The organism is Chryseobacterium sp. JV558 (assembly GCF_033712365.1).
Taxonomy (GTDB): Bacteria; Bacteroidota; Bacteroidia; order Flavobacteriales; family Weeksellaceae; genus Chryseobacterium.
On record NZ_WJHU01000001.1, the window covers coordinates 941,795 to 965,402 of the forward strand.

Here is a 23,608-nt window from a genome sequence, read left to right on the forward strand (position 1 = left end):
GCCATTACTGACATACGTTTTATCGTTTATACTGTTAGAATACGGTTACTTCCAGCCTCCGCCTAAAGCCTGATAAAGCTCTACCGCTGCCTTCATTTTACTGTATCTCGCATTAGAAATATTAAGTTCTGCGTTCAATGAATTCACACTTGCATTCAATACTTCAAGGTAGTTTGCCATACCGTAGTTCACCAATTCCTGGGAATAGTCAACCGATTTTTTATAGGCATTCAGTTCTTTTTGTTTCAAGTCAATGAATGAATCCTGCACAGAGAAAACTCTGATGGCATCTGAAACTTCTTTTCCGGCAGTAAGAACCGTCTTTCTGAAGTTGAGATAAGCCGTTTCCTGATTGGCAAGACTTACATCATAGTTGGTCTTGATCTGTCTTTTGTTCAAAATTGGCTGAGCCAGTCCTGCTACTACATTCGCAAATAATGAATTGACACTGAATAAGTGGTCAATATCCACAGACTGAAGACCTCCGCTTCCAGTCAATTTTAAAGTAGGATAAAACTGAGCTTTAGCAGAATTCGTTAGTTCGAATGCATTCATTAAGCTGTATTCTGCTCTCATAACATCCGGACGGTTAGCCAAAAGCTGAGTAGGATAACCCAATTTTAAATCAATCGGAAGGTTTTGCCCTTCTAATGTAGATCTTTCAATAGAATGAGAAGATTCTCCCATTAAAAGACTCATGGTATTTTCAAGAAGCTGGATCTGTGTATCAATATCAATCAATAATGATTTAGCATTGAAAACAAGTGCCTCACTCTGCTGTACAGCAACTTCAGTAACTGTTCCTGAAATTTTTAAAGCCTTTGTAGCTTCTAAGTTTTTCTCTCTTACCGCAATGGTTTCTGTAATAATTCTCTTCTGTGCATCAAAAGTTAACAATTGATAGTAAGCCGAAGCGATGGAAGATACAAGACTGCTTTTAACAGCTTTGTGAGCAGCAACAGTTCCTAAATAAGTAGCGACTTGCGCTTTCTCCTGAGCTCTTAATTTCCCCCAGATATCTGCTTCCCAGCCTATACTTGCTGTGATATCAAACTGGTTTACATAACGTCTTTCTCCAATGATCTGCCCAAACTGGGTATTGATAGACTGCGTCTGGAAGGTATAGTTGGGTCCTATAGAAAGTGTTGGCTGATAAGCTGCTTTACTTTGTTTCAGGTAAGCTTCCGCAGAATTGATGCTCTGCAGTGCGATTCTGATATCTAAGTTGTTTTCCAATGCTTTAGAAATATGCCCCTGCAGTATTGGATCTGTAAATATCTCTTTCCATGAAATATCTGCGATATTGGTACTGTCTGAAGGAAGCATATCTGTACGAAAAAGCTTTTCGTCCACAACGCTCTTCGGTCTTTCATACTCTTTTCTTGCCATACAGGATGAGATGGCTCCGAGTATGAAAACTGAAAAAGTGATTCCTTTTATGATGTTTAATAAACTCTTCATTATAAAAAATTAGAAATTAGATGTTAGAGGCCAGAAGTTAGATATGGTTTTAGACTGATTTCTAAATATCTAACTTCTAACTTCTCTAATTAATTTTATTCTGCTAAATTGATATCTTCTTTTTTGATAGGTTTAATTTTTTCCTGCAGTGTTTCAAAAATCACATACAGAACCGGAATTACGAATAATCCCAAAATAGTTCCTATCAATAGTCCGATTGCTGCACCTGTAGCGATAGATCTGTTCCCTACTGCTCCAATTCCACTTGCCAGAACTAGCGGTAATAAACCGAAGATAAAGGCGAATGATGTCATTAGAATAGGTCTCACCCTCGCTTTCGCTGCATTGATGGCTGACATGACAATAGTTTCACCATGATGCCTTCTCTGAACAGCAAATTCAACGATAAGGATTGCATTTTTCGCCAGTAGTCCTACAAGCATGATCAGGGCAATCTGGAAGTAAATGTTATTTTCCAAGCCCATAATCTTCTGTCCGAAATAAGCTCCCATTACCCCAAGAGGAAGAGAAATAATAACGATCAGCGGAAGGATATAACTTTCATACTGTGCAGAAAGAATAAAGTAAACGAAGATCAAACTTAACCCGAAAATCAGAAGTGTCTGAGATCCTGAATTTAATTCTTCTCTGGTTAATCCGGTAAATTCTACTGCGTAGTTTTGATTCAATGTTTCATTAGCTACCTGCTGTACAGCTGCGATTGCATCCCCGGAACTGTATCCGTCAGAGTTGGCTCCTGTCACTTTTACTGAAGTAAACAGGTTATAACGGCTAACAGATTGTGGTCCATATGCTTTTGTCAATGTTACAAACTGTGAAATCGGAGACATGATGCCTGATCCTGTTCTTACATAAAGCTGATTCAGGTTTTCGATGTTTTTTCTGTTTTCAGGAAGAGCCTGAACCATCACTCTAAACTGTTTTCCATACTTGGTAAAGTCGGCAGTATAAATACCTCCGATATATCCCTGCATTGTTGCCAAGATGTCATTGACAGAAACTCCAAGCTGCTTGCTCAGCGGAACATTAATTTCCATCTGATACTGAGGATATTTAGTATTGAATGAAGTCTGTGCAAACTGAATTTCCGGTCTCTGCATCAGCTTACCGATGAATTCATTGGTTTTGGCATCCAGATCTGCATATTCTCCACCTGACTTATCCAGCAATACCATTTCAAAACCTGCACTGTTACCAAAACCTGGTACACTTGGCGGCTGAAAGAATACTACTTTGGCATCAGGAACAGATCCTACAATTCCAAATAATTTTTTGGTGATATCTTCAGAAGTCTGCCCGTCTTTTTTTCTTTCTTCAAATGGTTTTAGCTTAACAAAGGCAAGACCGTTGTTACTTCCGTTTCCAGATAAAAATCCTCTACCTGTGGAAATTGTTACGTTCTGTACTCCCGGAACTTTCAATGCTTTAGCCTGAAGCGTTTTCAAAGCGTTGTAAGTTCTTTCCATAGAAGCTCCTGGAGGAAGCTGAACATCTGTAAAGATAATTCCTCTGTCTTCTGTAGGTACAAACCCTTTCTTCATACTGCTGCTTGCCCAGAATAAGATACCTCCGGTAACAGCAAAAATAATAAGGGTTACCCATTTGTGTCTTAACAGGAATACAAATCCTCTTCCGTAACGTTCAGTAGTTGTTTTAAAAGCAATATTAAACTTATAGAAAAACTTCTGTAACAGATTTAAATTTTTATACTCTTTATGGTGCTCTGCATGAGGTTTTAAGAATAATGAACATAAAACCGGGCTCAGCGTTAATGCATTAATAGCAGAAATGATAATCGCTATAATCAGCGTAATACCAAACTGTTGGTAGAATACCCCTGTAGGACCTGTAATGAAGGTTACCGGGATAAATACTGCTGCCATTACCAACGTAATAGAAATAATAGCCCCTGTAATTTCATCCATCGCTTCTACCGTTGCTTTTTTAGCATCTGAAATACCATGCTCCATCTTGGCATGAACAGCCTCGACGACGACAATGGCATCATCCACTACAATACCAATCGCAAGTACCAATGCAAAAAGGGTTAGCAAGTTTAATGAATATCCGAAGAGATTCAGGAAGAAGAAAGCCCCTACAATAGATACCGGAACCGCAATGGCCGGGATCAGCGTAGATCTGAAGTCCTGAAGGAAAATATATACTACAATAAATACCAGGATGAAGGCCTCAATCAGGGTATGTACTACCTTTTCAATAGAAGCTTCCAGGAATTCGTTGGTATCAAAGTTGAAAGTATACTTCACACCCTTCGGAAAAGTTCCTTCTGCAGATTTCAGATATTCTTTGATATTTTTAATAATCTCCTGTGCATTAGATCCCGGAGTCTGGAAGATCCCCATACTGATGGAAGGATTGTTTCCGTTCTCCCCGATTCCTGTATAAGACTGTCCTGCCAGTTCTACTTTAGCAACGTCTTTCAGCATCAGGTTTTGTCCATTTGCAAGAGATTTGATGATAATATTATCGTACTGTTCTTTATCGTTGAATTTACCTACATATTTGATGATATATTCAAAAGAACTTCCGCTGTTTTGTCCGATAGAACCTGCTGCAGCTTCTCTACTCTGCTCGTTGATGGCATTGGTAACATCGGTAGGAGTTACGCTGTAGGCAGCCATTTTTGCAGGATCCAGCCAGATTCTCATTGAGTAGTTTTTACCTCCGAAAACGTTGGCATCCCCTACACCATTTACCCTTTTCAGGTTTGGAATAATGTTAATATTCAAAAAGTTCTGAAGGTATACGTCATCAAGATCTTTATTTTCAGAATAGAAAGACATATACATCAGGGCACTGGTCTGCTGCTTCTGGGTTACAACCCCTGAACGCGTTACTTCAGACGGCAGAAGAGGTGTTGCTCTGGCCACACGGTTCTGTACGTTTACCGCAGCAATATCCGGATCTATTCCTTGTTTGAAGAAAACCTGGATCTGCGCAGAACCATCATTCCCTGCACTGGAAGTAATATAATCCATTCCTTCCACCCCATTGATCTGTTCTTCCAAAGGCACTACTACACTTTTCATCACCGTCTCCGCATTGGCTCCCGTATAGTTGGCGGAAACACTCACTGTGGGCGGTGCAATATCCGGATACTGTGTAACCGGTAACGAGATCAGTCCTAGCACACCGAGAATCACAATCAAAATTGAGATTACGGTAGATAAAACCGGTCTGTTAATAAAGTTTTTTATCATTAGAATTTCGGTTTTATTGATTGAACAAGACTATCCATTTTGATGGGCTTCGGTTTCACTGCTGTTCCCGGTTTTAAACCTCCGATACCAGCTGCAACAACTTTTTCACCCTTATTAACTCCAGATTTGATAAGCGCTAAATTGTCAATTCTGTCAATAACATTTACAACAACGTTTCTGGCAGTATCTCCTTTTTCTATTTTGTATACGTAAACAATACCTTGTTGTTCGTAAGTAGCACTTTCAGGAACTACAAGAACATTATCATATTGATGAGGGAATCTGATGGTTCCACTGTTACCATTACTTAATAATTTCTGAGCATTCGAGAAAGCAACTCTGAACTGGATGGTTCCTGTTGTAGGATCAATCTGACCGGTAATGGCTTCAATTTTCCCTTTTTCAGGATAAAGACTTCCATTCGCCAGCTGAAGCTCAACCATTGGTAAGTTTTTGATTTTCTCAGGCATAGAAGCTCCCGGAGATTTTTCAAGGAAATCAAAATACTCTTTTTCATTCATTGCAAAGTAAGCATAAATCTCAGACGTATCAGAAATCGTTGTCAGAGGAGTCTGATCAGATGGTCCTACCAAACTTCCGACTTTTAACGGCAGTCTTCCGATCACCCCTGAAATAGGAGCACGAATGATGGAATATTCGATATTGGCTTCTACTCCTTTATAATTGGCTTGGGCCTGTCTTTTGGATGCATTGGCCTGTTGTAACTGAGCTTGAGCCTGTGCCAGCTGAGCCTGTGCGGTCTGTAACTGTACGTTGCTGATGATGTTTTTCTGAACCAGAGGCTTTAGTTTGTTAACTTCAACCTGAGCAGCATTTACAGAAGCCTGAGCAGCGGCAATACTGGATTCAGCAGCACCGATTCCTGCTTTGGAAGCAGCTGCAGTTTCGTTCAGGATATTGGTTTCCAAACGGAACAAAGGCTGTCCTTTTGTAACATATTGTCCTTCATCTACCAATACCTGGGTAATATATCCCTGTATTTTTGCACGTACATCATTGTTTACTCTACCCTGGATGGTAGCCGGAAACGTCTGATAACCCACTATATTTTTTGACTCCACGGAAACAACAGGATATGGCTTGGCACCATCCTGTTTCGGAGCTTCTTTTTTGCAGGCAGTCAGTGAAAGCGCTGCAATGGAAAGTATAACTAGCTTATTATTCATTTTATAGTTTATTAAGAGATTCCTGAATATTTTCTATGTTTTTGTTTAAGAGTGCTTTGTAAACTTCTATTCTTTCATTGTATCCATCGTCTTTACTTTTTTTAAAATTGTTTAAATCATCTAATAGTTTCATTTCGTCCTTCATTTTCTGGACAATTTTTTCGAATCGTATTTTTTTGTATTCATCATTGATGAAAAAATACCGCTTCCGCTCATCCATTTTGTTATGATCAACAATAAGCTGAGCATTTAACAATAATGAAATACTGGTAGAAACGGAGCTTTTGCTCGCGGAGAGCACTTCAACAAATTCGTCAAAAGTAATTCCTACTTTCTCATAGTCAAAAAGAAGGTAGGAATAGATTTTTGATGCTAAAGGGGGTAAGCTGAACACGGTGCCATAAAATCTTACGGCATCCTGAAAAATTTTCTCATCAATTTCTATACTCTGGTGCATATATAAAAATTTGAACAAAAGTAAAAATTAGTTCAGAACCAAACGAACAAACCTGATAGAGTTTATAAATACAGGGCGGTTTAAAAATTCAATGAAAGATGATTTAACTTTTTGCTTAAATTATAATCTTCTCAAAAGCCTTTCTCATGCCATCTCTTAAAAGAACCTCTCCACAATAAGAATAGCCTCTGCCTTCAAGGATTTTCAACATGGCAATATTGTCATGATTGGTGTCTACTTTAATACTCTGAATGTCATGGGATTTGGTAAACTCTTCGATATGATCAAAAAATTTCTTTACCATTCCCTGTCCTGCAAATTTTTCATCCACAGCTACTCTATGAACCACCACGAATTCTCCATCACTCAGCCACGCTCCTTCAATGGTACTGTAAGCTGGTTCATCATTCAGAATCAGGGCTCCATAAACTGCAATTTCGCCGTCTACTGTCAAAACATGTCCGAAACCTTTAGCAATATCGCTTTCTACTGTCCCAAGATTAGGATATCCGTTCTGCCATTGGGTGCTTCCATCCTGTCTTCTTCTTTCAATAGATTGCTGGATAATTTCCCAAATTCTGTTTCTGTCTTCAATTTTCGATTGTCTTAGTTTGATCTCTGGGTTCATGTTGTAAAATTTGATTAAAAATTAAAAGATTGAATGATTAAAGAATTAAATTAATCTTTTAATGGTTTGTAATTAATTAAAAAACCGAAAATTAATGAGAATTAATTTTCGGTTTGAAGTAGTAAAATTTAAAATTATGAAATTGTTTATTGATTTTCACTTTGTTGAAGGTAAGCATCAATAATTTCAAATGCTTTTTTTTCTTCTTCCAGATCTACCATTACCTTCAGCGAAGTTGCTGTTGGGGTTGTGGTAAACGTAAGATAGTTATTTTCAACGGTATTTGTAATTTGCGCGTCATCCAATTTAGACTTAACCAACTGAATTTCTGAAGGGTTATCACTTTCATAAACTGATACTCTCGTACTTCTTTCCATATTCTAATTGTTTGAGTATCTAAATATACGATATATTTTTTAAAATTACAAATCCCGGGTTTTAAATTTTATTAATATTGCTTTCAATTTTGTCTAAAGCAAGTTGAATTTCTTCCTTTGTCACATTCAAATGAGGTCTGAAACGAAGAGACTGATCTCCACATGAAAGAATGATTAATCCATCGTTGAAAAGCTCATTCATCAAGTGATTTCTTTGTTCTGCAGATGGCAGGTCAATAGCGCACATCAAACCTCTACCTCTTGCATTTGAAATTTTTTCAGGATATTTTTCAGCAATAGCTTTCAAACTTTCCAATAAGAAGTCTCCAACTACTCTTGCATTCTCAACAAGGTTCTCTTTTTCAATCACTTCCATTACCAGTTGGAAACGAAGCATATCAATAAAATTTCCTCCAAATGTAGAATTGATTCTTGAACTTTCTCTGAAAACATTGTTCGGAACTTCATCAAATTTTTCTTTATTGGCTAAAACACCACAAACCTGTGCTTTTTTACCGAAAGAAATGATGTCCGGTTTTGCTGTAAAGTGTTGGAATGCCCACATTTTTCCTGTAATAGCGATCCCTGTCTGAACTTCATCAAAAATAAGTAAGATTTCGTTATCATCACAGATTCTTCTTAATCCTAATAAGAATTCGTCTCTGAAATGGTTGTCACCTCCTTCTGCCTGAATAGGTTCTATGATGATACAAGCCACTTTATCAGGGTGCATCAAGATAGCCTCTTCAATCTGAAGTAAAGCAAGGTTTTCATTTTTGATTGTTTCTTCAAGGTTTTCTTCAGTAATCGGGAATTTTAATTTCGGGTTTAAAATTCTCGGCCAGTTAAACATTGGGAAATATTGGTATTTTCTTGGGTCAGAAGTATTGGTTAAGCTTAGAGTATAACCGCTTCTTCCATGGAAAGCCTGTTTGAAGTGAATGCAGATTCCTGCTTCTGTTTCTAATCCTTTTGCAAAGTTTTTGCGGGTCTTCCAGTCGAAGCATGCTTTCATCGCATTCTCAACGCCCAGAGATCCGCCTTCGATAAAGAAAGCATATTGTAATTCTTCAGGAATAACCACTCTTTCGAATACTTCAAGAAAATGAGCATATTCTTCCGAGTAAACGTCAGCCAAAGTAGGTTTGTTCACAGCCATTTTTCCCAGCCATTCTGATCTTTCTAAAAGATAAGGATGATTGTATCCGATAGATGCTGATGCAAACATAGAAAACATATCCAGGTACTCTCTATCTGTAAGTTTATCATAAAGCCATGATCCGTGTGATTTTTCAATATCCATCACAAAATCGAAACCGTCTGCCAACACATGTCTTCCTACTATTTCTTTTACTTTATTTGCTTTTATATCTAATATCTGTTCCATAATAAATTGTTGTGTGATTTAATAAATGAATGATTAAATGATCCACAAAGAATGAATCATTTAATCATTCAGGTTATTAAGTTTTATGTTTTTTGGGTGCTTTAAGTAAAGCTTTTATAAATCAAATTTAATTCCTTGTGCTAAAGGAAGTTGTGCGGTGTAATTGATAGTATTTGTTTGTCTTCTCATATAGTATTTCCAAGCGTCTGATCCAGACTCTCTTCCTCCTCCTGTTTCTTTTTCACCTCCGAAAGCTCCACCAATTTCTGCACCGGAAGTTCCGATATTTACATTGGCAATACCACAGTCTGAACCTGCATGAGAAAGGAATAATTCTGCTTCTCTTAAGTTCTGAGTCATGATCGCAGAAGACAATCCTTGTGGAACATCATTCTGAATAGCGATAGCTTCTTCCAGTGTTTTGTATTTGATCAGATACAAGATCGGTGCAAATGTTTCATGCTGCACAATCTCGTATGAGTTTTTCACTTCTGCAACGCAAGGCTTCACATAGCATCCTGATTCGTAGTCTTTTCCAGTTAAAACTCCGCCTTCAACAGCGAATTTCCCACCTTCTTTTTTACATTTCTTGATAGCTTCTTCGTATTGATTTACTGCATCAGTATCAATCAGTGGACCTACATGGTTATTTTCATCCAATGGATTTCCGATTTTCAGCTGCCCGTAAGCTTTTGTCAATCTTGATTTCACTTCATTGTATACACTTTCGTGGATAATCAGTCTTCTTGTTGAAGTACATCTCTGACCTGCAGTTCCTACAGCTCCGAAAACAGCTCCAATGATAGACATATCAATATCAGCTTCTTTTGTAATGATAATAGCGTTGTTTCCACCTAATTCAAGGATAGACTTCCCGAATCTCTCTGCAACCTTAGAAGAAACCATTCTTCCTACTCTTGTAGATCCTGTGAAAGAAACAAGGGCTACTCTTTTATCATCTACCAATTTCTGCCCGATTTCGTGATCTGATACCAATACACTTGAAAGTCCTTCAGGAAGATTGTTTTCCTTTATTACTTCCATCATGATATTCTGACATGCAATGGCACAAAGTGGTGTTTTTTCAGATGGCTTCCAGATCGTAACGTTACCACAGATCCAAGCCAATGCTGTATTCCAAGACCAAACAGCTACCGGAAAGTTGAATGCAGTGATGATTCCTACAACCCCTAGCGGATGGTATTGCTCATACATTCTGTGTCCAGGTCTTTCAGAGTGCATGGTGTATCCCTGAAGCTGTCTTGAAAGTCCTACAGCAAAGTCGCAGATGTCAATCATCTCCTGAACTTCTCCAAGTCCTTCCTGTAATGATTTACCCATTTCGTAAGAAACAAGTTTACCAAGATCATCTTTATATTCTCTTAATTTTAAGCCCAGCTGTCTTACGATCTCTCCTCTTTTTGGAGCCGGGATCAGCCTGAATTCCTGAAACGCTTTCTGAGCAGTTTCAATTACTTTGTCATAATCACTTTCTCCGGAAGTTTTTACTTTAGCGATCAGCTTTCCGTCTACAGGAGAAATGCTTTCAATCACCTTTCCTGAAGCGAAATATTTCCCGCCTGTTGAGGTACCTTTGTTCTCTTCTTTAATACCTAAGTTTTTCAGCGTTTTTTCGATTCCGAAATCCTTTACTTTTTTTGACATAAAATCTTACTTTTCGTTCTCTCTAAAGATAAAAATATTATGTGAACCTCAAAACTTTAATTTTTAATGTGTTTTTTATTTGGACTAATTATAAACATGTTTATCTTTGCAGGGTAATCATTTTGATAATCACCAATGGAAAATTCACAAGAAAATAACTCAAAGCTTAAGAAGTGGTTCAAGCGTGTGGGATGGGCAGGACTTGCTTTCTTTACCATTAAAGGCTTGATTTGGCTCGTCATATTCTACGTTGGAGCAGACAGTCTTCAAAGTTGTATAAAATAAAAAAGCAGAGAAATTTTCTCTGCTTTCTTTTTGGTATAAGGTTAATTGAATTGTTATTTATTTATTGAAAAGCTAAAAAAAGAATCCTTTTTTATATTTTCTGCAATTTCAAAAAGAGAAGAAATACTATCTTTTGGCAGATCTGCTCCCTAAAAAGAGCATTTATACTCCTCAATTCTTCCTTTTTAAAACTAGTCCTTCTTCTTCCTCCCTGCGTTGATCAGGCTTTGATGCAACAGGTATTCTATCTGTCCGTTTACACTTCTGAAGTCATCATTGGCCCACTTTTCAAGGAGTTTATAAGTAGACTCATCTATCCTTATCACAAAAGATTTTTTGCTTTTGTTTTCTGAAGAGTTCTGAGCTTTTTCTGATTTCATTTTCTAAATTCTCTAACATTATTTCTGACTATCCCAGCGTAGATAAGATCTGCACTAGAATCTATTTGTTATTTTTTCACTTCTTAATTATAAAGTGTTCCCGCATTTAATATTGGTGTCGCAGCTTTCTCTCCGCAAAGAACTACCATTAAATTGCTTACCATTGCCGCTTTTCTTTCATCATCAAGCTCAACGATGTTTTCTTCTGAAAGCTTTTTCAATGCAAGATCCACCATCCCTACAGCTCCTTCCACAATCTTGGTTCTTGCCGCTACAATAGCCGTTGCCTGCTGTCTTTGAAGCATTGCTCCTGCAATTTCCGAAGCATAAGCAAGGTGCGAGATTCTCGCTTCCTGAATGATAATTCCTGCTTTTGAAAGACGGTCTGTAAGCTCCTGCTCCAAAATAGAATTGATCTTATCTCCTCCTTCTCTCAGGGTAATGGGAGCATGATCATCTTCTAAGTTATCATAAGGAAAACTCATCGCCAAATGACGTACCGCTGCCTCACTCTGCATTTTTACAAAGTCTGAATATCGTTCTACATCAAAAGCTGCTTTATAAGTATCTCCCACTTTCCATACCATAACAACTGCAATTTCAATAGGATTTCCCATTTTATCATTTACTTTCAAAGTCTGTCCTTGTAAATTCTCAGAACGTAAAGACATTTTCTGTGAAGAATATAAAGGATTGATGAAGAATAATCCGTTCTCTTTTACACTTCCTACATATTTTCCAAAAAAGTTCAGTACTCTTGAGTGGTTAGGCTGAATGATCATTAATCCTTTCAGAAAAAAGCATGAAGTAAGGAAACAAAGCATCGACAGTACTACGAAAGTAATGCTCTGATCTACTCCACTCACGAAGAAATAAACAGCGGCTACAAACAAAATGAGACAAATCACTAATGTCAGATAGCCGGACATAGGTTTTAAGATTTTTTCCATAATTGAATTTTAATTTGATATTATTTTGATATCATAAAGATGGTGATAAATTTTGAATTATGAGTTATGAATTATGAATTTTTTACGGGCTTCGTGATTCGAGGTGTTTAACTAAGCGCAAAGTTCGCGAGGTCAATTTGTTTTATATTGCGTTTTATTTTTTGTTCGCAAAGGCACTTCGTTTTGCTGAGTGAAACGCCTTTGCGAACGATCAATCAACACAATAAAAAATCATTGCGTACTTAGCGTTAAAACAGCTTACCCCAATGCCAAAAACAATAGAAATAAAAAATCCCGGAAAGTAAATTCCGGGATTTTAATTGATATGTTAAACGTTTTATTTCTTCGTTAAGGTTTTAAACTTGAAATAAGAAACAGCTGATAAAAGAATCATTGTTCCTATTCCGATGTATACCCAAGCCGGTACTGGCACCGGATCTCCCGCTGCATAGGAGTGAAGTCCGCTTAAGTAGTAGTTTACCCCAAAATAAGTCATTACCATTGAGCAGAACGCAAACATTGTTGCTACGTGGAATGCCCATCTGCTTCTCAATCCAGGTACTAATCTCATGTGCAGTACAAATGCATATACCATGATGGAAATGAAAGCCCATGTTTCTTTCGGGTCCCAGCTCCAGTATCTTCCCCATGATTCGTTTGCCCAGATTCCTCCTAAGAAGTTTCCTACTGTTAATGCAAACAATCCGATGGTTAATGACATTTCAGAAACGATTACCAATTCCTTCAATGTAGTATCGTGGTGAATTTTATACGTTTCTTTATTGGAGATAATATAAAATACCAATGAGATTACAGCAATAATCATCGACAGGGCGAAGAATCCGTAACTGGATGTAATAATCGCTACGTGAACAATTAACCAATAAGACTTCAGTACCGGAACAAGCGGCGTGATCTGCGGATCAAGAGCTGAACCTCCGTGTGCAAATCCCATCATGATAACAGCTACCATAAACCCGGCTGCAGGAATTAACGCATTTGAGTTTCTATATAATAATAAACCTGCTGTAATACCGACCCAAGAGATAAAGATAATTGCTTCATATCCGTTACTCCATGGTGCGTGTCCTGAGATATACCATCTTGCTACAAGTCCTAAGAAATGACATAGATATCCTACTAGACCAATCGCAATAATTACTTTAATGATTTTATTTAAAATCTTATTAGATTTAAACAACTCAACAAATCCTAAGATTAAAAGAAGCCCTCCAACAAGAGTATAGAAAATCAATAATTTGAAGTTAATATCTGCTTTATTCATGAAAACCTCAAGATCAACTTTAGATTTCGCAGGAACAACTGCTTTACCCCATTTCTGCTGGTATTCTGAAAGCTTCGCCAATTCTGTATCTGCTTTGCTCCAGTTCCCTGTCTTCTGTGCAGTAAGTGCTTCTGCAAAGTAAGGTCCCATCACTTGCTGAGATTCCATATCCGGTTCGAATTTCTGATCTAACCATGAATGCCATGTATGATTGGCGTCATTTTTCACAGGAACAATTCTCATAAACTGACCACTAAAGAACTCATTGAAGATTTGTACTCTTTCGTTTACAGCAATGATTTCTTTATCATAATTGGTCTGCTCAGCCGGTTTTTTACGGAAAGCTGTGTTATAATCGTGTTCCAGAATATAAGTTAAGTTTCCGTTAGCATCTGCCGGGAAAAGGTTCATCAATGAAGTGTAACCCTCTTCGTTGGCCTTTGTTTTATTTTTCAGTTCATCACCACCTTTAGGCCCCACTTTGATCATTGGAACCATTGTCCAGCTTGGTGTATCTGTATTGATAGAAAGGAACCACTGGTTGGCAGTAAGAGACTTTCCGTCTGTTCCTTTGAATTCGTCTTTTTTGTATAGTTTTCTTAAAACATCCAATGCTTCTGTATTGATAGGAACAATTCTTCCTTCAAAACTTTGTACCAAAAGATATCCGAATTTATCAGCATGTTCTTTACTGATTTTATTTCTTGCAATAATTTCATCAGCAGAAATAGATCTCATTTTCCCCATTGGAGTTGCCAATGAATTCTGCTTTGGAGCAGCACCATCAAGCGGTTGAGCAGACGGAGCCGGAGCATGGGTATGATTATCACCTTCTACATGAATATGTTCTCTGCTTCCGTCAGTAGTTCCATGAGTTTCAATTTTCTGTGCATTTAATCCTAAGCTTAAAAACACTAAAAGAATTGTTGCTGCTTTTGTCTTCTTTTTGTTTGCATCAATCAGCATTTTATTCAGTTTCCAGAAGTAAGTTCCCTTCCAAAAGAAGATCACAAACATTCCTAAGAATAAAAGAGTGTATCCTATATAAGAAATTAAAGTTCCCCAGTAATCATGGTTTACAGAAAGAACAGTTCCCATTCTGTCCGGATCAAAACTTGACTGGAAGAAACGGTATCCACCATGGTTTAGAACGTGGTTCATATAAATTTTATAAGGCGTTTCTTTTCCTCCGTCAATGATCTTTACATGACTTTCATAAGCACTTGGAGATGAACTTCCCGGATAAGTTTCCATAACGAAGTCATCCAGTTTTAATGCGAAAGGAGTATTGTATACTTTAGGTCCGAATCCAACCATGATGTTTAATCCGTCCATAGTAACCTGTTTGTAGGCGTTAGGATTTCCTTTTTCAACAGAAAGGTCTACCAACTGCTTTGTTTTTGGACCCTGCAGCTCTATCTGAAGCATATCCGGAACATTAGCATCTTTCTTTCTGTCACCTTCAATAGCCATCAGCCTTCCTTTCTTAAGACCTTCAGGAACTACAAGTTTCAGTTCGTTGATTGTATATAAACTTCTTAATGCCAAAGGCTGGAACTCATTTTTCACAGTACTTCCTGTTGCCTGAGTAGCCATGGTCATAAAGCTCGCATCTACAGGTGTTTTGATGAATAATTGTCCTCCTTCATTTTTGAATTCAACCGCACCTTCAATAGCTCTGTTGAATGTCACCAAAGTTCCGTTGATCGATTTTGTGTCACCCGGTTTGATGTAAATATTTTGTCTTCCGGTGCTTCCGGTAGATACCAAATGAAGATATTCCGCTCCGTTTGGCTCAGCAATAAGACTGTCTTTTTTTCTTTGAATGTATTCCTTAGCAAACACTTTCACTTCTTTTCCGTGGAAGTCATAGGTTGCTTTAAGATCTTTGTTCAATGGAGACATCAAATAAGGAACATCCTGATAGTTAAGAACATCACCTTTTTCTTCGATCTGGATTTTAAAGAAATTTTTATCCGTTACGATCTCGTTGGAAGTTTCGCCTTCTCTGATGTGCATAGTCCCTTCGAAACTGATGTATCTAGTGATGGCACCACCGATAAAAATAAAAATAAAGGCAAGGTGAAAAACAAGAACCGGCCATTTCTCTCTTTTCCATAGTCTGTATCTTCCGATATTTCCTATGAAGTTAAGAATGAGCAGGACCATGATCAGTTCGAACCATTTGGCCTCATAAATTAATGCTTTTGCTGTAGGAGTTCCGTAGTCGTTTTCTAAGAACGTTGCATAAGCCATTGCAAATGCGTACACCAGCAGCAATACAGCCATTGTCCTGGTTGAGATAAGAATATCTTGGAGCTTCTTCATGATTTAATTGTACTTGACATGCAAAAATAAGCATGATAAACCATAAAGAGCTTAAAAAAAGCTGTTTTTTGTCACTTTGGCCTCTGTTTTGCTTATTTTGAAAGATTCTTAATAAGCCTAGAAACATTGAGGAAAATTCAATTCCTAAAACCGAAAAAATAAAGATTCATAATACCTATATCCGTAATTGAAGGCTTCTATTTTTAATTTCAATCATACTTCCCGAAGCCACCTTGAAAATAGTAATATTCTGAATTATTTCGAAAACCAATTTTCAACTATTCTTAACTATTTTCTTCCTGATTTTACTTAAAAACTCATGCGTTATTCCCAAATAGGAAGCAACCTGCTGCTGAGTCAGTCTCTGTTCCAATCCCGGATACTTTTCAAGAAATTCAAGATAACGTTTATCTGCCGTTTTACCCGTTAATGAAAGAATCCTTCTCTGTAATGCTACTGAAGATTTCTGGTTCATGATCCTGAAAAGTTTTTCTATCTGAGGCATGATCTCGTACAGATGTTCTTTGTCTTTTTTGGAAATCATCAGTACTTCACTGTCTTCAAGGGCTTCAATATTCAGAATGCTCGGAACACTATTGATAAGACTGTCTATATCCGTAATCCACCATCCTTCTACAGCGAAATATAAAGTCTGCTCAAATCCGTTTTCATTCATATAATAGATTTTAAAACATCCACTCAGAACAAATCCTTCAAAAATACAATAATCACCTTCTTTGAGAACGACTTCTTTCTTTTTAAATTTTCTGTATTCAAAAGGCTTTACAAACCGGCTGAAATCTTCTTTGGAAAGATTCACATAATTACAGATGTTTTTATACAGCAGATCAGACATTCTATTATTTAAGCAAAATAAAGGTATCAAATTATTGACACCTTTACAAAAATTAAGTTATGTTAAGTTATTTTTGTTTCTAAACAATGGAACTTCAATTTTTTGTTGGGCAAACACAAGGACGCAAAGTTTTTATTATACATTTTGTTTATTTTAAGACGCAAGAAAATCGAAGATTTTCAGCAAAGTGAACCTATTAAATTTTATCGGAGATAAAATCTTCGCGTCTTATAGCATAATTTTAAATATCATTTTGCGCCCTTGCGTATCCAAAGAAGCCTACTTGCTTAAAAATTCATTTGTATTCATTACGTGGGCATAAAGATTTCCAAGAGCAGAAATTCCCGCTAAAAAAGATCTTTGAACCTCTGCAGCCTTTACCACTTCCCCATTCAGTTCCCGGTTTCTGGTTGCCGTGGCATCTCCAATTATCGTATTATTAAATCCAAAGTCGAAAGCAGCTCTCGTAGTTGCCTCTACACAAACATCCGTCATCATTCCTGTAATGACCAGATTTTTGATTTTCTTTGATTGAAGATAACTCAAAAGATCAGTTTCCCTGAAGCTGTTTGGAAAATGCTTGACAACTACTTTTTCATCTTCTTTTGGTGAAACCAGATGATTGATTTTAGCACCTTCTGTATCCGGGAGAAAAAAAGCGGCGCCCTCATTGTCAGAAATATGTTGAATATGAATAACAGGAAGATTATTTTTCCTGAAATATTCTAAAACCTTTTTGCTATTTTCTCCAGCCTGCTCAGCTTTTTCCAATGTCATTTTTCCTCCCGGGAAATAATCATTTTGTACATCGATAATTAATAATGCAGTGTTTTCCATTTTTTGTTTTTGTGCGTTCATTGTAATCAGTGAAATAAAGATCAGACCTAAGGTCAGAATAGTTTTGAATCTGTTTTCCATATGTGAAATTTTCTGAGACAAAATTATAGCTGTTTAAAATCCTGACCTTTGAACTAGTTCAAAAAACGCATCTGATCTTTAATAATATCAATCATAATTTTTAATAGTATTATTTTTTTCATTTCTATATATTTAAATCAGAAATTTTATTATCTTTTTTTAAAGAAATACAAATATGATTAGTTAATATAATTTAACAGCATCAGATTTGCATAAACAAAAAAAATAGCCCTATTTTTATTTTATAATTGCGAACAATATTTTTTAATCAAATTTTAAATAATCGTTGTAAAAATCGGGATTTCCAAAATATTTTTTGGAGAAAAAAGATTCTTTTAGTGTTGAAAAAACATTAAATTTGCGACATTGATATTATGGATAAAAAGACACAAAAAAAACAGACTGAATCGCCTGAAACAGGCAAAATCTTATCTAAGCCGCGTATTTTTTCCGGGCTTACTTTTATACTTTTATCGGCTGTTCTTGCATTCTCATTCATTTCTTATTTAATGAACTGGAAAGCAGATCAAAGCCAAGCGGGAACGATGCTGGACAAGAGTATAAAATCTTCCAATATCTTTGGCAAGGCTGGTGATTGGCTGGGGAATATTTTCATTTTCGAAAGTATTGGTATTGCATCATTCATCATTGCATTTTTATTTCTTGTAGTGGGTACACTGATCCTTAAGAAGAAAATCTTCAAACCATGGAAAACCTTCGGGCACTCTTTGTTTTTTATCTGCTGGCTTCCGATTTTTATGGGAGCACTTACTAAAGGGCAAGGTGTTTTGGGAGGAGTATATGGATTTCAGATCATGGATTACCTTAATTCCATTATCGGAACGGTAGGTCTATGGACTGTATTGGCAGCAAGTATCCTTTTATATTTTATTCTTGAATTTAATCTTCGTCCAAGTTCTATCAAAGCAAAACTGGATAAGATCAATGAAAATACTATTGGAAAAGTAAAATCTATGATTCCTGATTCGGATGATGATTTCGAAGCAGATGAGGAATTGAAAGAAGAAGCTGAAGAAATTGAAGAGGCAGCCCCATCCCGCGTGACGGTAAGTGATATTACCAACGGCACTTCCAATAATTCAATCAATACAATGAAAGAACCAGAACCTGTAAGCATTCCGAAAGGATTTCCAGAAGTTCCGGTTTCCACCGATATAGAAACCATTACCACTCCTAATCACACTTCTTTTGAAGCAGAACCAAGAGAGGTTGCTCAACCGGTAAGTTTAAACCTTTCTACAAAACCTATTGTACCGGTTTCTAGTCCTGAAGAAGCATTTGATATCAGACCATCTGCTCCATCTTCTGGTGTAACCACTTCACCTGCACAGGAAAACATTAAATTCAATATAGAAGTAGCTCCTGTAATTGACATTCTGGATGATACGGATAAAAAATCTCAGGAACTGATAGAAAAACATGGTTTGTATGATCACAAACTGGATTTGGCTAAATTCCAAATGCCGCCTGTAGAATTACTGAAAGATTATGGCAGTGAAGAAATTGCGATCAATAAGGAAGAATTAGAAGAAAACAAAAATAAGATTGTTGGACTTCTGAAGAACTTCAATGTAGGAATCGCAGAGATCAAGGCAACAATTGGTCCTACTGTAACCTTGTACGAAATTGTACCAGAAGCAGGAATTAGGGTAGCTGCAATTAAAAAACTACAGGATGATATTGCACTAAACCTTTCCGCTTTAGGAATCAGGATTATTGCTCCAATGCCTGGAAAAGGAACAATAGGTATTGAAGTGCCAAGAAAAAACCCTACCATGGTTTCTATGCGTTCTGTAATTGCTTCTCAGAAATTCCAGAATACGGATATGGATCTTCCGGTAGTTTTCGGAAAAACGATTTCTAATGAAGTTTTCATGGCTGACCTTTCAAAAATGCCTCACTTGTTGATGGCTGGAGCAACAGGTCAGGGTAAATCTGTAGGGATTAATGCAATCCTTACTTCCCTTCTTTACAAAAAACACCCAAGTGAACTGAAGTTTGTAATGGTGGATCCTAAAAAAGTAGAGCTTTCATTATATTCAAAAATTGAAAGACACTATTTAGCAAAACTGCCGGATGCAGAAGAAGCGATCATTACAGACACCAATAAAGTAATCAATACGCTGAATTCTCTTTGTGTTGAGATGGACACGCGATATGATCTTCTTAAGAACGCTTTCTGTAAAAACTTAAAAGAATACAATAAGAAATTTGCAGAAAGAAAATTAAATCCAGAAAATGGCCACCGTTTCTTACCTTATATTGTATTGGTAGTGGATGAGTTTGCAGATTTGATCATGACCGCAGGAAAAGAAGTTGAGTTACCGATTGCCAGACTGGCACAGCTTGCAAGAGCCGTAGGTATTCACCTTATTGTAGCCACACAGAGACCATCTGTAAACGTAATTACAGGTATGATCAAAGCCAACTTCCCTGCAAGAGCAGCCTTCAGAGTAATCTCCAGTGTAGACTCCAGAACCATTCTTGATTCTCCGGGAGCAGATCAGCTGATCGGTAAAGGAGATATGCTTTATTTCAACGGAAATGAGATTTTAAGACTTCAGTGTGCTTTCGTAGATACTCCTGAAGTAGAAAGACTTGCAGAATTTATTGGAGAACAAAAAGGATATGCTTCAGCATTCTTGCTTCCTGAATATGTTTCTGAAGACTCTACAAGTACAGTAGGTACTTTTGACCCGAACGAAAAAGATGCCCTTTTCGAAGATGCCGCAAGAATTATTGTCTCTACTCAGCAGGGATCTACATCTATGCTTCAAAGACAATTGAAACTGGGTTATAACAGAGCGGGAAGAATTATGGATCAGCTTGAAGCCAGTGGTATTGTTGGAGGTTTTAACGGTGCTAAAGCAAGAGAGGTGCTGATCAGCGATCTTCATTCTTTGGAACAGTTTTTGGAAGATCTGCGTAGTTAAGGGAAAAATCGAATGGTTTAACCTTTCAAAATTTAAAATGTCTAAAGATTATTAAATAAAAAAATGAAAAATATTATTTCAAAAGTTATATTAGGAAGTTTTGTTGTAGGTGCAGTAGGTATGGCCAATGCTCAGAAGATTGATGCTAAGGCTAAAAAGATATTGGATGATATTACAGCCAACTACAATTCTAAAAAGAATTCTTACTTCAAATTTTCTTTTGGAAGCGGCCTTAACGGGCAGGTTACGAAAACAGAGCCAGGTATTTATTATGCTGCCGGAGAAAAATACAAACTGAAGATCATGGATACAGAACAGATCTTCGACGGAAACAAAATTTACAACATCAATGCAGATGATATGGAAGTAACCATCGCTAAACCTAACGGAAGCGGTACCATGTTCTCCCCTATCAACTACCTGACCAATTACAGAAACGATTATAATGTAACGTACAACGGTAAGAAAATGGTAAATGGTGTGAATGCTGATTTTATTAAACTGACTCCTGTAAAGGCAAACGGAATACAGTTCGTATATCTTTTTGTAGATTCTGCTAAAAAGCAAATGGTAAAACTGGAACAGCACGGAAACAACAAAGATGTAGCCGTAATTGCGATAAAAGAATACAAAGAAAATCAGCAACTGGATCCTAATATGTTTGTTTTTGACAAGAATAAGTTTAAAAACTACGTAATTACAGAACTTTAAAAAGCTGAAAGTGAATTGCCAAATAAGCAAATTTGCTTTTTAAGTTAAAAAAATAACAAAATATAAAAAGCCACAAGTAAACTTTGTGGCTTTTTGATTAATTTTGGCGCATGTTAAAAATACTAGACCGATATATCATAAAAACCTTCTTTGGACCGTTTTTCTTTATATTCAGCGTATTGTTTTTCATTTTTATTGTAAACATTATCTGGGTTCAGTTAGGACAGTTTATGGGAAAAGGATTAAGCTACTGGCAGATCCTCAAACTTCTTTTTTATCTTGGGGTAAACGTCATCAGTATGGTTCTCCCCCTTACCATTCTCCTTGCGAGCATCATGTCGTTCGGGGAATTTGGGGAACGGTATGAGCTTGCAGCCATGAAAGCGGCAGGAATTCCTTTGACCAGGGTAATGACTCCCCTGCTTGGAATTTCAACGATTCTTGCCATCATGCTGTATTTTTTCTCAAGCAATATCATTCCCGATTTTCAAAAGAAAGCTAAAAACATGCTTTTCAATATTGCACAGACCAAGCCTGCTCTTAACTTTACACCTGGCCAGTTCATAGATCAGATACCTGGTTATATGGTGAAATTTGATAAGATACACGGAGAAAGCGGAGAAAACATTGAAGGCGTTTTTGTGCATAAAAAAGCCAACGCTTATGAAAACCAGCAGTCGATTGTAGCAGAAAAAGGAAAGTTTGTTCCAGCTGCCAATAAGAATTTCCTGAAACTTGTACTGTATAACGGATATGTATTTGAAGATGCTTTCGCCGGAAAAGGAGATAATGTGAGACAGAAACAGCCCGATCAGGCCATTAAATTTGACACATTGGTTTCTCACTTCGACATCAGTGAAATCATTAATAAAGCAATCGAAAAAGAGCAGATCACGGATGATTACCGTTTTGAGAATTTTAATCAGCTGAACAAAACCATTGCTAAAAATAAAAAGGACAATAAGCAGTTCTTTGACAATATTGGTTCGGAGGTTCTTAACCAGACCAATTCTGTTATTACTTATATGGATAAGGGTAACAAGCATAAAGTAGCTCCAAAAACACAGATAAAACTGGATACGGTAAAAGGAGACAAAAAACTGGAAATCATTTACAACTCTTACAACAGACTGGATAATCTGAAATCCACCCTGGAGTCTAAAAAGAATGAGTATAGCTCCAATGTAAAGTACTTCAGTAAAGTTGTGATTTACCAGCAAAGAATGGTTGCCTATTCAGTGACCTGTATCATCTTCTTCCTGATTGGAGCCAGTTTAGGTTCTATCATCAGAAAAGGAGGAATGGGACTTCCTGTAATCATCGCTATTGTGATTTTCATTATCTTTTATGTAATGAATGTCGGGGTAGAAAACATGTCGTGGAGCGGAAAAATGAATCCTTATCTTGCGGCCTGGCTTCCTAACCTGATCCTTCTTCCTTTTGGAGTATGGATGACGTATAAAGCCCTTACAGACTCACAATTATTTGATGCTGAAAAATACAAAGCATTATTCAAACCCATTACCAGGAGGTTTGCAAAAAGTAAAGAACATCAGAGATATCAATAATTCTGATATACAGCATAAAAGTAGAAAGCTCCGATTTTTTTCGGAGCTTTTTTGTTGAGTTATTTTGAATATAAAAAATTATATTTGCTAAAATTTAAAAACAATACCATGAAGAAATTACTACTTATTGGCCTATTCGGGCTTGTTTCCCTGAACGCATATGCTCAGGAGCAAGATGAAAACGGAACCTACAACGGTGAAAAATACGGATACATTATTGATAAAAGCGGAAAAAAGACTGAAGGCGTTGTCTATCTGCACGGAGGATATTCCAGTCCTTGGCAAAATCAGTTAAAAGTAAAATTTGCTGCGATTGCGGATATTGATAAGGTAAAGAATAAGATCAAATTCAAAACCTACGACACAGGCGATATTAAAGAATATATGGTGTATGAAGGTGATACTCCAAGGATTTTTAAATCAGTAAAATATTCGAATATGAGAGAAGCTTTAAACAGTTCTGAAAGCTCAACAGGGTTGTCAGCGGGCTTTAAAGCGATCAATAATCTTTCAAGAACAGATCAGTTTGCAGAAGTAGTAGCAGAAGGTAAAGTAACCGTTTATAAACTCTATGGTTATCCTACAGCCCTTTCTCCCAACAGCACACAGGCAATTACACAGGCAGAAACAGACCGCTTAAAAGAAAATCCCAATTACATCTTTTCTAAAAAAGGCGGAAAAGTGGAAGAACTCACTCCTGCAAAGGCAAAAGTCATCCTTGCAGACTGTCCGTATGTAAAAGCAAAAATTGCAAAAGGAGAATATGGTTCTCTTAAAAATGAAGAAAAGAAAAGATCCGGTTTCGGAAAATTTATCAGAGATGAAATCAGTAATGCTACAGTAGATAAACTTTCAATTATCAACGAAGTGATCTATGATTACAATGAGAATTGTAAATAAAAAATAGGCTTCCTAGGGAAGCCTATTTTCTTTATTTTCAAACACTGAAATTATACTTTTCATAATTTC

Annotated in this window: 17 protein-coding genes; 4 read left to right on the top strand and 13 right to left on the bottom strand. The window is 36.9% G+C overall.

The window, feature by feature from the left end:
- Positions 1-45: 45 nt before the first annotated feature.
- From GFU89_RS04390 to GFU89_RS04450, 13 genes are all read right to left on the bottom strand, one after another.
- Positions 46-1,461: an efflux transporter outer membrane subunit gene (locus GFU89_RS04390; RefSeq protein WP_318845991.1), complete on the bottom strand. Its 1,416-nt coding sequence runs from the start codon at positions 1,459-1,461 to the stop codon at positions 46-48.
- Between the two features lie 95 nt (positions 1,462-1,556).
- On the bottom strand, positions 1,557-4,703 hold the full coding sequence (locus GFU89_RS04395; protein ID WP_318845992.1) for an efflux RND transporter permease subunit: 3,147 nt from the start codon (positions 4,701-4,703) through the stop codon (positions 1,557-1,559).
- Positions 4,703-5,890, bottom strand: a complete 1,188-nt coding sequence (locus GFU89_RS04400; RefSeq protein WP_318845993.1) for an efflux RND transporter periplasmic adaptor subunit — start codon at positions 5,888-5,890, stop codon at positions 4,703-4,705. Before GFU89_RS04400 ends, GFU89_RS04395 begins: the two co-directional genes overlap by 1 nt.
- Position 5,891: 1 nt before the next feature.
- Entirely contained in the window at positions 5,892-6,347 is a 456-nt protein-coding gene (locus tag GFU89_RS04405) for a transcriptional regulator (RefSeq protein ID WP_318845994.1), read from the bottom strand.
- Between the two features lie 115 nt (positions 6,348-6,462).
- On the bottom strand, positions 6,463-6,975 hold the full coding sequence (locus GFU89_RS04410) for a GNAT family N-acetyltransferase (RefSeq protein ID WP_318845995.1): 513 nt from the start codon (positions 6,973-6,975) through the stop codon (positions 6,463-6,465).
- 146 nt (positions 6,976-7,121) lie between these two features.
- Positions 7,122-7,352 (bottom strand): DUF2007 domain-containing protein, encoded by a 231-nt coding sequence (locus tag GFU89_RS04415; RefSeq protein WP_047422808.1) that lies wholly within the window; start codon positions 7,350-7,352, stop codon positions 7,122-7,124.
- Between the two features lie 61 nt (positions 7,353-7,413).
- The gene (gene lat, locus GFU89_RS04420; RefSeq protein WP_318845996.1) at positions 7,414-8,739 is read right to left on the bottom strand and encodes an L-lysine 6-transaminase; all 1,326 of its coding nucleotides are present in this window, start codon (positions 8,737-8,739) and stop codon (positions 7,414-7,416) included.
- A gap of 114 nt (positions 8,740-8,853) precedes the next feature.
- Positions 8,854-10,404, bottom strand: coding sequence for an aldehyde dehydrogenase family protein (locus GFU89_RS04425; protein ID WP_318845997.1), 1,551 nt, complete (start codon positions 10,402-10,404; stop codon positions 8,854-8,856).
- 476 nt (positions 10,405-10,880) lie between these two features.
- Positions 10,881-11,069, bottom strand: a complete 189-nt coding sequence (locus tag GFU89_RS04430; RefSeq protein ID WP_318845998.1) for an Arc family DNA binding domain-containing protein — start codon at positions 11,067-11,069, stop codon at positions 10,881-10,883.
- A gap of 83 nt (positions 11,070-11,152) precedes the next feature.
- Positions 11,153-12,019: an SPFH domain-containing protein gene (locus GFU89_RS04435; protein WP_318845999.1), complete on the bottom strand. Its 867-nt coding sequence runs from the start codon at positions 12,017-12,019 to the stop codon at positions 11,153-11,155.
- A gap of 337 nt (positions 12,020-12,356) precedes the next feature.
- The gene (gene ccsA / locus GFU89_RS04440; protein WP_318846000.1) at positions 12,357-15,632 is read right to left on the bottom strand and encodes a cytochrome c biogenesis protein CcsA; all 3,276 of its coding nucleotides are present in this window, start codon (positions 15,630-15,632) and stop codon (positions 12,357-12,359) included.
- A gap of 274 nt (positions 15,633-15,906) precedes the next feature.
- A complete protein-coding gene (locus tag GFU89_RS04445; RefSeq protein ID WP_318846001.1) occupies positions 15,907-16,488 on the bottom strand; it encodes a Crp/Fnr family transcriptional regulator in 582 nt (193 codons plus the stop codon).
- A gap of 279 nt (positions 16,489-16,767) precedes the next feature.
- Positions 16,768-17,406 (bottom strand): cysteine hydrolase family protein, encoded by a 639-nt coding sequence (locus GFU89_RS04450; protein ID WP_318846002.1) that lies wholly within the window; start codon positions 17,404-17,406, stop codon positions 16,768-16,770.
- 374 nt (positions 17,407-17,780) lie between these two features.
- On the opposite strand from GFU89_RS04450, the gene GFU89_RS04455 reads away from it, so the two are divergent.
- From GFU89_RS04455 to GFU89_RS04470, 4 genes are all read left to right on the top strand, one after another.
- Positions 17,781-20,360, top strand: a complete 2,580-nt coding sequence (locus GFU89_RS04455) for a DNA translocase FtsK (RefSeq protein ID WP_318846003.1) — start codon at positions 17,781-17,783, stop codon at positions 20,358-20,360.
- 63 nt (positions 20,361-20,423) lie between these two features.
- Entirely contained in the window at positions 20,424-21,071 is a 648-nt protein-coding gene (locus GFU89_RS04460) for an outer membrane lipoprotein carrier protein LolA (protein ID WP_318846004.1), read from the top strand.
- A gap of 110 nt (positions 21,072-21,181) precedes the next feature.
- Positions 21,182-22,639 (top strand): LptF/LptG family permease, encoded by a 1,458-nt coding sequence (locus tag GFU89_RS04465; protein WP_318846005.1) that lies wholly within the window; start codon positions 21,182-21,184, stop codon positions 22,637-22,639.
- A 108-nt stretch (positions 22,640-22,747) separates the two neighbouring features.
- Positions 22,748-23,539: a hypothetical protein gene (locus GFU89_RS04470; RefSeq protein WP_318846006.1), complete on the top strand. Its 792-nt coding sequence runs from the start codon at positions 22,748-22,750 to the stop codon at positions 23,537-23,539.
- The last annotated feature ends 69 nt before the right edge of the window (positions 23,540-23,608 follow it).